Consider the following 12,421-nt stretch of genomic DNA (forward strand, 5'->3'; position numbering starts at 1 on the left):
AGGGAATGTCGCAACCCGTAGCCTCGGAGGAGCCACAGCTCAGGCGGGTTATGGGGCCCGGTCTGCTACTGCTGTTCGTCGTCGGAGACATTCTCGGCACCGGGGTCTATGCGCTGACCGGACAGGTCGCCAAGGAGGTCGGCGGTGCCGCCTGGCTGCCGTTCCTGGCGGCCTTCCTGATCGCCACCATCACCGCGTTCAGCTACCTGGAGTTGGTCACCAAATATCCACAGGCCGCCGGCGCCGCGCTGTACACGCACAAGGCTTTCGGGATCCACTTCGTCACGTTCCTGGTCGCCTTTGTCGTGATGTGTTCCGGAATCACCTCGGCCTCAACAGCTTCGAGGTTTTTCGCGATCAGCTTCTTCGACGCGTTCGAAATCAACTTCGGCGAGTTCTACGCCGAGCACCTCGCGACCTTGAAGACGGTCGGGGTCATCCTCCTCGCGCTGCTGTTCATGGCGATGATCGCGGCGGTGAACCTGCGCGGCGTCAGCGAAAGCGTCAAGCTCAACGTCGTTCTCACCCTCATCGAGATGACCGGCCTGGTGATCGTGGTCGCCGTCGGGCTGTGGGCCATTGTCAGCGGGGTGGACGTCGACTTCTCCCGCGTCGTCGCATTCGACACCGCCGGGGAGAAGAACGCCTTCATCGCGGTCACCGCGGCGACGTCGCTGGCCTTTTTCGCGATGGTCGGATTCGAGGACTCGGTCAACATGGCCGAGGAGACAAAGGATCCGGTGCGCATCTTCCCCAAGGTGCTGTTGACCGGGCTGGGCATTGCCGGCCTGGTCTACGTGTTGGTGGCCATCATCGCCGTCGCGCTGGTGCCGGTGGGGTTGCTCGCCGAGTCCGACTCGTCGCCGCTGGTGAAGGTGATGGCGGCGGCCGCCCCGGGGCTGCCGTTCGACAACATCCTGCCCATCATCTCGATGTTCGCCGTGGCGAACACCGCATTGCTCAATATGCTGATGGCCAGTCGGTTGATCTACGGCATGGCCCGCCAACACGTGTTGCCCCCGGTGCTCGGGGCGGTCCACCCCAAGCGGCACACCCCTTGGGTGGCAATCGTATTCACCACCGTCATCGCCTTCGGGCTGATCTTCTACGTGTCGGCCTTCGCCAGTGGGGATACCGTCGCCATCCTCGGCGGGACCACGTCGCTGTTGCTGCTCGCGGTATTTTCAGTGGTCAACGTCGCCGTGCTGGTGCTGCGGCGCGATGTGCGAAGAGCGGGTGGGCATTTCAAGACCCCGACCGCGTTGCCCGTCATCGGTTTCATCGCGTCGCTGTATCTCGTGCTGCCCACCTCGGGGCGGCCGGCCGTGCAGTATGTGCTGGCGCTGGGCCTGGTCGCCACCGGTGTCGTGTTGTTTTTGATCACCAAGCTGATCAACCGGCAACTCGGAATCCGTGGGCCGGGCATCACCGACCCGACCCACCTGGCCGAGGCGCCCTAGGACTCGTCGCCCAATTTCTCGATCCGGTTCTGCAACAACGCGACCCGATGCGCATTGCCGTCCAGGCCCAGGTACCGGTCACCGAACACGGCCAACAACGCGTCGTCGAGGCGGCGCACCGCACCCGGTGGGTACCGGTAGTCCATCAACCGGTTGATCTCGTCGGTGTCCACCGAATCCAGCACGCCGGTCAGCGCTTCCAATGAGGTGATACCGAGCTCGAGCAGCAGCCCCGAGATCCAGCCGTAGTGGTCGGTGCGCGACCATCCGGCGTCGGAGAAGCGGTGACCGAGGTAGGTGGCCAGCACGGGGGTGGGGATGCGGGAATCCGAAGAGGGCACCGCGAATTCCGGATCTGCCTCGTCGGACATGGTGAGCCGCAAGCGCTCCCGGATCTCGGTGAACTCACGGTCGGCCAGCTCGAGAAGCCCGGCGGCCAGGGTGAAGCGGCGGTCCAGCTCGCTGACATGCTCGGCCGGTATCGAACCCTTGTATCGCACATCGTGCTCGAACTCGGCCCAGGCGTGTTGCAGCACTGTCCGCACCTGAATGGACGCCGGATACTGTTCGCCTTCCACCCCGAACAGCAGATGCCGGCTGGCATATCCCCACCGGCCCTGACGCGCAGTCTGCAGACCCATGTCGCGGTCGTCGAGCAACCGCATCTCCTCGGCCAGCAGGTTGGCCACCGCGTCGACATCCTCACGCAGATAGGTGATGACCCGCAGACCCACCTGGTCGGTGATCTCCACCAGCGGATTGGTGTACAGCCGGGTGCCGTCGGGGGCGCGACGGTCGGCCTTGGCGGCGAACGACTCGACGCTCTTGGTGCGGGCGGTGATGCTCAGGTAGTTGATACCGGCCTCGTCGAGCAGGCCGGTGACAAGTTTGAGGTAGCGCTCGCCCGTCGCCACCAGATCCGGGCGTTTGGCGGCGTACTCGGCGATGGCCGCCGTCAGCGCGGGTTCACGCGCCGGGGTGGGGCGAATCCGCAGCAGCCGGTCGGTGGGCAGAGACGGCGTGAGGATGTAGCCGGAAGCGACGTCGCCGTAGATCGTCACGTCCTCGGGACGGTGGTACCAGTACAGCGCGATGTAGGCGCACAGCAGCGCGTCGACCGGATCTTCGTCGCGGTCGAGCTGGCCCGGGCGGGTGGCGGCCTCGATCCGCTTGCGCAGCTCGACCCAGCCGACGTTGCGGTTGGCCCGCAACCGCGGCCTCGCGGTGTCGAGGTCCTCGATGAACGTCATCAACCGCAACAGCTCACGCTGACGGTCCTCGAACGCACCGCGCTTGTACTTCAACGTCTTGTCGACGCCGAACAGCACGACGCTCGCCGGGTGCGGATAGACCTCGATCGCGCGTCGTCCCGACGGGGAGGACGGATCCACGTCCAGGCCGAGCGCCGACGCGATCCGGGCGGCACGCGGATGCTTGAACTCCGGCCGCTCGGTGAACGCCGGGCGTGCCCCCGCGTCGAACCGCTGAAAGTCCCGATTGAGCTCGCGCTCACACGGACGGTGGCCGGTCGGGTTCTTCACGATCAACGGCGCATCGATGGCCACCAGGCAGTCACCACTGACATACGGCTCGATGGCCGCGGCGATATCGTCGTCGCCCTGCGCCACTCCGATGTGGAGGACCCGGCCATCGGAGTCGATGACAGCGACACCCGTCTGATTCCTCTCGCCCCACGCGAGGTCGAGCCCGACGAAGTACATCCGTCCACTGTCTCATTGGTAGGTCGTAAGCTGTGTGTTCGTGACGATCCCGAATGTTCTGGCCAACCGCTACGCCAGCGACGAAATGGTCGCGATCTGGACGCCCGAGGCCAAGATCGTCGCCGAACGCCGGCTCTGGCTGGCCGTGCTGCGTGCCCAGGCCGAGCTGGGCGTCCCGGTGCCCGACGGTGTGGTCGACGACTACGAACGCGTCCTGGAGAACGTCGACCTCGCGTCGATCGCCGCCCGCGAGCGCGTCACCCGACACGACGTCAAGGCCCGCATCGAAGAGTTCAACGCGCTGGCCGGTCACGAGCACGTGCACAAAGGCATGACCAGCCGCGACCTCACCGAGAACGTCGAGCAATTGCAGATCCGGCGCTCCCTGGAGCTGGTGTTCTCCCACGGCGTGGCGGTGGTCGCCCGGCTGGCCGAACGCTCCGTCGTCTACCGCGACCTCGTGATGGCCGGCCGCTCGCACAACGTGGCCGCGCAAGCCACCACGCTGGGCAAGCGGTTCGCCTCGGCGGCCGAAGAAACCCTGGTGGCCCTGCAACGGCTGCGTGAGCTGATCGACCGCTACCCGCTGCGCGGCATCAAAGGGCCGATGGGCACCGCCCAGGACATGCTCGACCTGTTCGACGGAGACACCGCCAAACTTGCCGAGCTGGAACGGCGCGTGGCCCAATTCCTGGGCTTCACAGAGGTTTTCACCAGCGTCGGACAGGTCTACCCGCGTTCGCTCGACCACGATGTGCTCTCGGCGCTGGTGCAGGTCGGCGCCGGGCCGTCCTCACTGGCCCACACCATCCGGCTGATGGCCGGCCACGAGCTGGTGACCGAGGGCTTCGCGCCCGGTCAGGTGGGCTCGTCGGCCATGCCGCACAAGATGAACACCCGCTCGTGTGAACGGGTCAACGGCCTGCAGGTGGTGCTGCGCGGCTACGCCTCGATGGCTGCCGAACTGGCCGGCGCGCAGTGGAACGAAGGCGACGTGTTCTGCTCTGTCGTGCGCCGCGTGGCGCTGCCCGACGCGTTCTTCGCGATCGACGGACAGACCGAGACCTTCCTGACCGTGCTCGACGAGTTCGGCGCCTACCCGGCCGTGATCCAGCGCGAGCTGGACCGCTACCTGCCGTTCCTGGCCACCACCCGCATCCTGATCGCCGCGGTGCGGGCCGGGGTGGGCCGCGAGACCGCGCACGAGGTGATCAAGGAACATGCCGTCGCCGTCGCCCTGGCGATGCGCGAGCAGGGGCGCGAGCCCGACCTGCTCGACCGGCTGGCCGCCGATCCGCGACTGCCGCTCGACCGGGCCGGGCTGGAAGCCGCGCTGGCCGACAAGCAGGCGTTCAGCGGAGCCGCCGGCGCCCAGGTCGACGGGGTCGTCGCGGCGGTCGACGAGTTGGTCAGCCGCTACCCCGAGGCCGCCAAGTACACCTCGGGCGCCATCTTGTGAGCTCGTCGTGAGTGTGGCGGCCGACCTCACCGATCTGGACAACTTCGCTGCCGGATTTCCGCACGAGTTGTTCGCGGTACACCGCCGCGAAGCGCCGGTGTACTGGCATGAGCCGACGGAACACACGCCCGACGGTGAGGGGTTCTGGTCGGTGGCCACCCACGCCGAAACCCTTGCGGTGCTGCGCGATGCGGAGACCTTCTCCTCGGTGACCGGCGGCTCGCGCCCCTACGGCGGCACGCTGCTGCAAGACCTGTCGATCGCCGGGCAGGTACTCAACATGATGGATGACCCGCGGCACGCCGAGATTCGCCGACTGGTCAGCTCCGGACTGACCCCACGGATGATCCGGCGGGTGGAAGACGATCTGCGGGCCCGCACCCGGCGGTTGCTCGACGGGATCTCCCCGGGTGAGCCGATCGACTTCCTGGTCGACGTGGCCGCCGAACTGCCGATGCAGATGATCTGCATCCTGCTGGGGGTGCCTGAATCCGAACGGCATTGGTTGTTCCGGGCGATCGAGCCGCAGTTCGATTTCGGTGGTTCGCGTACGGCGACCATGGCGCAGCTGTCGGCCGAAGAGGCCGGGTCTCGGATGTACACCTACGGCTCCGAGCTGATCGCCGCCAAGCGAGCCCAGCCGACCGACGACATGCTCTCGGTGGTGGCCAACGCTTTTCGCGACGACGAAGCCGCCTCTCTTTCCGATCTGGAGTTGTATCTGTTCTTCAGCCTGCTGTTCAGCGCCGGTGCGGAGACCACACGCAATGCCGTGGCGGGCGGGCTGCTGGCCCTGATCGAGCATCCTTCGCAACTGGAGCTGCTGCGCGCGGATCTCGGGGTACTGCCGACGGCCATCGAGGAGATGGTGCGTTGGACCTCGCCGTCGCCGTCCAAGAGGCGGACAGCCACCCGAGCGGTGTCATTGGGTGGCTGCGACATCGAAGCGGGGCAGAAGGTGCAGGTCTGGGAAGGTTCGGCGAACCGGGATCCGCTGGTGTTCTCCGATCCAGACCTCTTCGACATCACCCGTAAACCCAACCCGCACTTGGGTTTCGGCTACGGCATCCATTACTGCCTGGGCGCCAACCTGGCCCGGCTCGAATTGCGGGTGTTGTTCGAGGAGCTTTTGAGCCGGTTTTCGTCGGCTCGTCTGGCCAAGCCCGTCGAATGGGCCCGCAGTAATCGGCACACCGGCATCCGACATCTGGTGGTGGAGTTCACGGCATGAAACCCGTGGTCTTCGCGGCGGTCATGGCGACCGGCATCGTGTCGATCTCCGCCGCGGACTATGGCTTCAGCATCGTCAGTCAGCCCCTCGCGGTGCTGGCCGTGGTCGCTCTGGGGGTCTTGATGTACGCGGCTGCGGTCCGCCGGCAGACCTTCGACTGGCAGGACCTCGACACCGTGATCGGGCTGTTCACCTATGTGGCGGCCTGCGCGGTCCTGGCTGCCCGGTTCGCCGAGTACGCGCCCGCGGTGTGGATTTTCGGCGCGCTGGGTCTTTCGGGCTGGCTGTCGCTGATGCCGATGGCGCTCACCCGCATGCGCAGGTTGGGCATCGCCGCGCTGCGTGGCCGGGCCCGCGGCACCTGGGAACTGGTCAGCGTGGCGACGTCCGGACTGGCGATCGTCTTCATGGCCGCCGGAATCCTGTTCTGGGCGTTCATCTTCTGGCTGATTGCCCTGGGCCTGTACGGCCTGATGACCGGGCTCATCGCGTGGCGGGCCATCGGAGAGCCGGAAGTCCGCCGCGATGTCCCGGCCGATCACTGGATCCTGATGGGCGGCGCGGCGATCGCCACGTTGGCCGGTGAGCACATCCACGCCGCGTTGCACCCCGGCCCGATCGCCGATGCGGTGCTCGTGGTCACCATCGCGACGCTCGTCGTTGCCGCCGTGCAGATCGTGCCGCTGGCGCTCACCAGCTGGCGCCAGATCCTCGACTGGCCGGCCGTCTTCCCGCTGGGCATGTTCTCGGCCGCTTCCTACGCCGTGTCGATCGAGACCGGTTGGCACCCAATGGTCGTCGTCTCGCACGTGTTCTTCTGGATCGCGTTCGCCGCGTGGCTGGCGGTCGCGGTCGTGCTGATACGCCGCGTTGTTCGCCTAACCTCAGAACATGGACTCAGGCCACAATGACCATCTGAGAGTCTCAGACGCCGACCGCGCCGAGGTGGGACACCTGCTCGAACGGGCGGTCGCCGAAGGCATGATCACGCTCGACGAATTCACCGAGCGTTACGACAGCGCCCTGGCCGCACGGACCCGCGGCGAGCTGAGCGTCGTGGTCGCCGACCTGCCGATCGCGGCCTCGTCACCAGGTCCAACTCGCCCGCCCGAGGAACTCCGCGGCTGGATGTCGTCGGTCGTGCGGCGCGGCCAGTGGACGGTGGCGCCTGTGTTGCGTCTGCACACCCGGATGTGCAGCACAACCCTGGACTTCACCTCGGCGGTTCTTCCCGGGCCTTTGGTGGAGATCATCATCGACGATTACTGCAGCTCGACGGAGCTCATCGTGCCGCCCTCGGCCACGGCCGACCTCAACGGCGTCAACGCCATCGCGGGCAGCGCCACCGTCAAGGTGCGCACCAGCCCGCCATCGGATCACCTGCACCTGATCGTGCGCGGGCGGGTACGGATGGGCAGCGTCACCGTGCGGCACCCGTTCGGAAGCTGGCTGAAGCGCCTCAGCGGTACCCGGTAGCCGATCGGATCTCGGCGATCACCCGCTGCGGATACTCGGTGAGATCCAGCCAGGTGAACCGCAGCACCTGCCAGCCCGACAGGGCGATGTCGTTCTGTTTGACCCGGTCCTTCTGGAAGGCCTCCGGATCATGGTGAAACGCCCAGCCATCGGTCTCGATCGCGAGCTTGGGGATCAGAAAGGCGACGTCGATCACGTAACGGCCCAGGCGGTAATTGGCCTTCCAACCGGTGATCTTCGCTTCCCGAAGGAGCTTGATAAGCAGGCGTTCGGCTTCGGATCGGGCCCCGTCGGCGGCGGCGTGCAGCAGTATGCGGGCCGCGGGGGAGCCGTGGCGGCCTTTGTTGCGCATATGTGCCCGCCACAGGTCACGTAGTTCGGTGTGGCGCTGCAGGGCAGTGTCCATGAGTTTGGCGCCGCCACCCTTTCGGGCGGCGGCTTCGACCACGGTCAGCGGTAGTGCGGTGACTCGCAGTCCGCGGTGTTCGACGATGTCGGCGGGGTCGAGGTCACGCCGGCGGAGTTTGACGCCGTACCGCTGCCGGAAATTGCTGACCTTCGGGACGGTCACCTCGATTGTTTCGGGTGCGAATTTCGTGACCCCGAGCCACCACGCTGCCGCGAGGCCGCTGGCCGTTGCATGGGAGCCGAGCGACCAGACCGCCACTCTGGTACGTGCGGCATCGGTGAACGGTCGATCGTCGGCGAAGTAGACGCCGCGTGAACAGCGGAGCCACTTACCCGAGCGGACTCTGCGGTACACCGCCTGGCGTGACAAGCCCGCCTCGGCGGCTTGAGCAAGTGTGATGACGCCGTCGTGGGCGCGCAGATAGTCCTCAAGCATGCAGATACGACGGCGTCGCCCGTCAAACGGTTCCCCCACGAGTGATTTGTGCACCTCCGGTAACGGTGAGCGTTACGAGAGGTGCACAAATCACTCGAGGCGGCGCAGACGCATGCCTGCTGATCGCAGCTCGAGCGCCGCCAGGCCGCGAATGGCCCGCTGATCTTGACTGCGCCAGGCGCCGACGGGGTCGTCGGACACCCGGGTCAGCTTGGCCAGTGGCCGGTTGGCCAGGGCCCGCAATGCCAGCAGCTGCTCTCCAGCGGCGGTCGAGGCGAGCGTGATCGCCGTCCACTTGCGCCGGAAGAACCGCACCCGCAGATACAGCCACGGCATCGCGACGAACAGGATGGGCGCGGCGGCCACGGCCAGCGCCAACACCCAGGCCAGCCAGGTCGCGGTGTGGTCCAGGTTCGCGCCGGCGCCGGCGATGTCGAGGGCCGCGTCACTGGCGGCGCGCAGCGGCTTGCTCAAGGTGTCGCCGATCAGGGGTACGTGGTCGGTGCTGTCGCCGGCGGAGCCGAGGTTGTCGGCAACCCCGTTGGCCCCGTTCTCGACCTGCCTGCCGACCGCCGCGATGGTGGACACCGCCGAATGCACGGCTGTGCCGACCAGGATCCACACCGCGGTCCACGTGATGACGGCCACGTCACTGAACAACTGCGCCAACAAGCGGCCGGGTCTGCTGGCATAGGGCAGGTACCGCGATCTCATGGGACCGATCCCAACACATAGGCTGGTCCAATGCGCCCCGCTCTGTCCGACTACCAGCACCTGGCCAGCGGCAAAGTCCGCGAGTTGTACCGCATCGACGACGACCATCTGCTCTTCGTGGCGACCGACCGCATTTCGGCATACGACTACGTCCTGGACTCGGAGATCCCGGACAAGGGCCGGATCCTGACCGCGATGAGCGTGTTCTTCTTCGATCTGATCGACGCGCCCAATCACCTGGCCGGGCCGCCGGAAGACGAGCGCATCCCGGCCGAGGTGCTGGGCCGTGCGCTGGTGGTGCGCAAGCTCAAGATGTTGCCGGTGGAATGTGTGGCGCGTGGCTATCTGACCGGGTCCGGCCTGCTCGACTACCAGGCCTCGGGGACGGTGTGTGGGATTCCGCTGCCGTCCGGCCTGGGGGAGGCGAGCAAGTTCGACGAGCCGCTGTTCACCCCGGCCACCAAGGCCGACCTCGGGGACCACGACGAGAACATCTCGTTGGCTCAGGTCACCGACCTGGTGGGGCCGGAGCTGGCCGGCCAGTTGAAGGACCGCACGCTGCAGATCTACATCCAGGGCGCCGACCACGCGTTGACCAAGGGCATCATCATCGCCGACACCAAGTTCGAGTTCGGCGTCGACGCGGACGGCACCGTGGTGCTCGCCGACGAGGTGTTCACCCCGGACTCCTCCCGGTACTGGCGCGCCGAGTCTTATCAGCCGGGTGTGGTTCAGGACAGCTTCGACAAGCAGTTCGTCCGCAACTGGCTCACCGGGCCGGAATCCGGTTGGGACCGCCATGGCGATACCCCGCCGCCGCGGCTGCCCGAGGAGATCGTGACGGCCACCCGGGACCGTTACATCGAGGCCTACGAACGGATTTCCGGTCTGCGGTTCGACGATTGGATCGGCGCATGAGCGACGTGAAACCGCCCACCGCCAAGCGCGGCAACCACCGTCGCGAGCATCACGGTGACGTGTTCATCGACCCCTACGACTGGCTGCGCGACAAGGACGACCCCGAGGTGATCGCGCACCTGGAGGCCGAGAACGCCTACACCGAGGACGCCACCGCGCATCTGGAGCCGTTGCGCCAGAAGATCTTCGACGAGATCAAGGCCCGGACCAAGGAAACCGATCTGTCGGTGCCGATGCGCCGCAATGGCTGGTGGTACTACGCCCGAAGCTTCGAGGGCAAGCAGTACGCGGTGCACTGCCGGTGCCCGATCGGTGATCCCGACGACTGGACCCCGCCCACGCTCGACGAGGACACCGAGATTCCCGGTGAGCAGGTGTTGCTCGACGAGAACGCGGAGGCCGACGGCCACGAGTACTTCTCGCTCGGTGCGGCCACGGTCAGCCTGGACGGCAACATCCTGGCCTTCTCGGTCGACGTCTTGGGCGACGAGCGATACACCTTGAAGTTCAAGGACTTACGTACCGGCGAGCTGTACGACGATACCATCGCCGGAATCGGCGCCGGTGGCACCTGGGCGGCCGACAGCCGCACGCTGTACTACACCACGGTGGACGCGGCCTGGCGGCCCGACACCGTGTGGCGGCACCGGCTGGGTTCCGGCCTGCCGGCGGAGAAGGTGTATCACGAACCCGACGAACGGTTCTGGGTCGCGATCGGGCGTAGCCGCAGTGACAAGTACCTGTTCGTAGCCTCGGGTAGCGCCGTCACCGCCGAGGTGCACTACGTCGACGCCAACGATCCGACCGCCGAGCTCACCACGGTGTGGGGTCGCCGTGACCTGGTCGAGTACTCCGTGGAACACGCCGTGGTGGGCGGTGAGGATCGGTTCCTGATCCTGCACAACGACGGTGCGGAGAACTTCATGCTGGTGGACGCTCCGGTCAGTGACCCGAGCGATTTCCGTCCCCTGATCGAGCATCGTGCAGATGTGCGGTTGGACGGCGTCGACGCCTTCGACGGGTTCCTGGTGATCAGTTACCGCAGTGAGGCATTGCCGAAGATGGCGTTGTGGCGGCTGACCGCGGAGGGTTACGGAAGCCGCGAAGAGCTGACCTTCGATTCCGAGTTGACCGCCGCCGGGATGGGCGGTAACCCGAACTGGTCCACACCCAAGCTGCGGATCGGCGCCACCTCGTTCGTCACCCCGGCCCGGATCTACGACCTGGATCTGGCCACCGGGGAACGCACGTTGCTGCGCGAGCAACCGGTGCTGGGCGGCTACCGGCCGGAAGACTATGTGGAGCGCCGGGATTGGGCGACCGCCCCCGATGGGGCGCGAATCCCGATCTCGATCATCCACCGGGCCGGGCTGCAGTTCCCGGCGCCTGCACTGCTGTACGGCTATGGGGCCTACGAGTCGTGTGAAGACCCGCGGTTCTCGATCGCCCGGCTCTCCTTGCTGGACCGGGGAATGGTGTTCGCCATCGCGCATGTGCGCGGAGGCGGGGAGCTGGGCCGGCCCTGGTACGAGCACGGCAAGCTGCTGGAGAAGACCAACACGTTCACCGATTTCATCGCGGTGGCACGCCATCTCATCGACAGCGGGTTGACCCGGCCGCAGAATCTGGTGGCCCTCGGCGGCAGCGCCGGCGGCCTGCTGATGGGTGCGGTGGCCAACATGGCCCCGGAGTTGTTCGCCGGAATCCTGGCCCAGGTGCCGTTCGTCGACGCGTTGACGACCATCCTGGACCCGTCCTTGCCACTGACCGTGACCGAGTGGGACGAATGGGGAAATCCCTTGGAGGACCCCGAGGTGTACCGATACATGAAGTCCTACACGCCCTATGAGAACGTGACGGCGCAGGATTATCCGGCCATCCTGGCGATGACCTCGCTCAACGACACCCGGGTCTACTATGTCGAGCCGGCCAAATGGGTTGCTGCGCTGCGCCATACGAAGACCGACGGTCATCCCGTGCTGCTCAAGACGGAGATGGTGGCCGGTCACGGCGGACTGTCTGGCCGCTACGAGCGGTGGAAGGAAGCCGCCTTCCAGTACGCCTGGTTGCTAGCTGCCGCCGACCGCGACAACTACGGCCGCGGCCAGGTAGACAGCCTCTTCGGCGGTCCGAGCACTTAGCCGCGAGGTCATCGACTTCGGTGGGTTCGGCATCCGGGCCGCATACACATTTGCCGGAAACATGGCCAGCATCAACACGAACAGGCACACCGCCGCTGCCACCCGGGTCGGCGGGTAGAGCAGGCCGACGGCACCGGCCAACTCGAGAACGCCGGTGACGGTCACCAGCAGCCCCGGCGCGGGGAGGGCGGGCGGCACGATCGCGATCATGTCGCGCCGCAGCGGATTGACGAAGTGGGCGACGCCGGTCATGACGAACATCGCCGCCAGCCCGACCGCGATTGCGGCGGGCCAACTGTCGAGACAGTCCACGCCGAGCAGGCCGATCACCCGGCCTGCCACGCTGCCGAGGATCAACGTCAGAAAGACGGCCATCGCCACTCCCATCTTGTCAGTGTCTAGATCCACACGCTACGCTAGATCTAGTCGATGTCAAGATCTCGGACTACGATGGCCC

The 12,421-nt window shown here is 66.5% G+C and carries 11 protein-coding genes; 7 read left to right on the forward strand and 4 right to left on the reverse strand.

Annotated elements, in window-relative coordinates:
- Positions 1–5: 5 nt before the first annotated feature.
- Positions 6–1,460 (forward strand): APC family permease, encoded by a 1,455-nt coding sequence (locus A5733_RS18415; RefSeq protein WP_076241170.1) that lies wholly within the window; start codon positions 6–8, stop codon positions 1,458–1,460.
- Here A5733_RS18415 and relZ read toward each other — a convergent pair.
- Positions 1,457–3,181 (reverse strand): bifunctional ribonuclease/(p)ppGpp synthase, encoded by a 1,725-nt coding sequence (gene relZ, locus A5733_RS18420; protein ID WP_076241171.1) that lies wholly within the window; start codon positions 3,179–3,181, stop codon positions 1,457–1,459. The genes A5733_RS18415 and relZ overlap by 4 nt on opposite strands.
- Positions 3,182–3,221: 40 nt before the next feature.
- On the opposite strand from relZ, the gene purB reads away from it, so the two are divergent.
- From purB to A5733_RS18440, 4 genes are read left to right on the forward strand one after another with little or no spacing between them, the layout of a single operon-like run.
- A complete protein-coding gene (gene purB / locus A5733_RS18425) occupies positions 3,222–4,640 on the forward strand; it encodes an adenylosuccinate lyase (RefSeq protein WP_067772332.1) in 1,419 nt (472 codons plus the stop codon).
- Between the two features lie 7 nt (positions 4,641–4,647).
- Positions 4,648–5,871, forward strand: coding sequence for a cytochrome P450 (locus A5733_RS18430; protein WP_198938868.1), 1,224 nt, complete (start codon positions 4,648–4,650; stop codon positions 5,869–5,871).
- A complete protein-coding gene (locus tag A5733_RS18435; protein ID WP_076241172.1) occupies positions 5,868–6,782 on the forward strand; it encodes a tellurite resistance/C4-dicarboxylate transporter family protein in 915 nt (304 codons plus the stop codon). The genes A5733_RS18430 and A5733_RS18435 overlap by 4 nt, the downstream gene beginning before the upstream one ends.
- Positions 6,763–7,347 (forward strand): DUF1707 domain-containing protein, encoded by a 585-nt coding sequence (locus tag A5733_RS18440; protein ID WP_076241173.1) that lies wholly within the window; start codon positions 6,763–6,765, stop codon positions 7,345–7,347. The genes A5733_RS18435 and A5733_RS18440 overlap by 20 nt, the downstream gene beginning before the upstream one ends.
- On the opposite strand, the gene A5733_RS18445 is transcribed toward A5733_RS18440, so the two are convergent.
- Both A5733_RS18445 and A5733_RS18450 read right to left on the reverse strand, forming a co-directional pair.
- On the reverse strand, positions 7,331–8,191 hold the full coding sequence (locus A5733_RS18445; protein WP_076241174.1) for a type IV toxin-antitoxin system AbiEi family antitoxin domain-containing protein: 861 nt from the start codon (positions 8,189–8,191) through the stop codon (positions 7,331–7,333). The genes A5733_RS18440 and A5733_RS18445 overlap by 17 nt on opposite strands.
- A 90-nt stretch (positions 8,192–8,281) precedes the next feature.
- Positions 8,282–8,905 carry a hypothetical protein gene (locus tag A5733_RS18450; protein WP_067772293.1) on the reverse strand — a complete coding sequence of 208 codons (624 nt, stop codon included), beginning with the start codon at positions 8,903–8,905 and terminating at the stop codon, positions 8,282–8,284.
- 30 nt (positions 8,906–8,935) lie between these two features.
- Between A5733_RS18450 and A5733_RS18455 the strand changes: the two genes are divergently transcribed.
- Positions 8,936–9,823 carry a phosphoribosylaminoimidazolesuccinocarboxamide synthase gene (locus tag A5733_RS18455; RefSeq protein ID WP_076241175.1) on the forward strand — a complete coding sequence of 296 codons (888 nt, stop codon included), beginning with the start codon at positions 8,936–8,938 and terminating at the stop codon, positions 9,821–9,823.
- Positions 9,820–11,964, forward strand: coding sequence for a S9 family peptidase (locus A5733_RS18460; RefSeq protein ID WP_076241176.1), 2,145 nt, complete (start codon positions 9,820–9,822; stop codon positions 11,962–11,964). Before A5733_RS18455 ends, A5733_RS18460 begins: the two co-directional genes overlap by 4 nt.
- Here A5733_RS18460 and A5733_RS18465 read toward each other — a convergent pair.
- Complete coding sequence (locus A5733_RS18465; protein WP_076241272.1) at positions 11,893–12,339, reverse strand: DoxX family protein; 447 nt, start codon at positions 12,337–12,339, stop codon at positions 11,893–11,895. The genes A5733_RS18460 and A5733_RS18465 overlap by 72 nt on opposite strands.
- Positions 12,340–12,421: the final 82 nt, after the last annotated feature.

The organism is Mycobacterium sp. NS-7484, assembly GCF_001953975.1.
Classification (GTDB): Bacteria; Actinomycetota; Actinomycetes; order Mycobacteriales; family Mycobacteriaceae; genus Mycobacterium.

Bases quoted from the DNA above. Each gene is read 5' to 3' on its own strand.
- A5733_RS18415 (WP_076241170.1), top strand. From the start codon at position 6: ATGTCGCAACCCGTAGCCTCGGAGGAGCCACAGCTCAGGCGGGTTATG.
- relZ (WP_076241171.1), bottom strand. From the start codon at position 3,181: ATGTACTTCGTCGGGCTCGACCTCGCGTGGGGCGAGAGGAATCAGACG.
- A5733_RS18435 (WP_076241172.1), top strand. From the start codon at position 5,868: ATGAAACCCGTGGTCTTCGCGGCGGTCATGGCGACCGGCATCGTGTCG.
- A5733_RS18440 (WP_076241173.1), top strand. From the start codon at position 6,763: ATGGACTCAGGCCACAATGACCATCTGAGAGTCTCAGACGCCGACCGC.
- A5733_RS18445 (WP_076241174.1), bottom strand. From the start codon at position 8,191: ATGCTTGAGGACTATCTGCGCGCCCACGACGGCGTCATCACACTTGCT.
- A5733_RS18450 (WP_067772293.1), bottom strand. From the start codon at position 8,905: ATGAGATCGCGGTACCTGCCCTATGCCAGCAGACCCGGCCGCTTGTTG.
- A5733_RS18455 (WP_076241175.1), top strand. From the start codon at position 8,936: ATGCGCCCCGCTCTGTCCGACTACCAGCACCTGGCCAGCGGCAAAGTC.
- A5733_RS18460 (WP_076241176.1), top strand. From the start codon at position 9,820: ATGAGCGACGTGAAACCGCCCACCGCCAAGCGCGGCAACCACCGTCGC.
- A5733_RS18465 (WP_076241272.1), bottom strand. From the start codon at position 12,339: ATGGCCGTCTTTCTGACGTTGATCCTCGGCAGCGTGGCAGGCCGGGTG.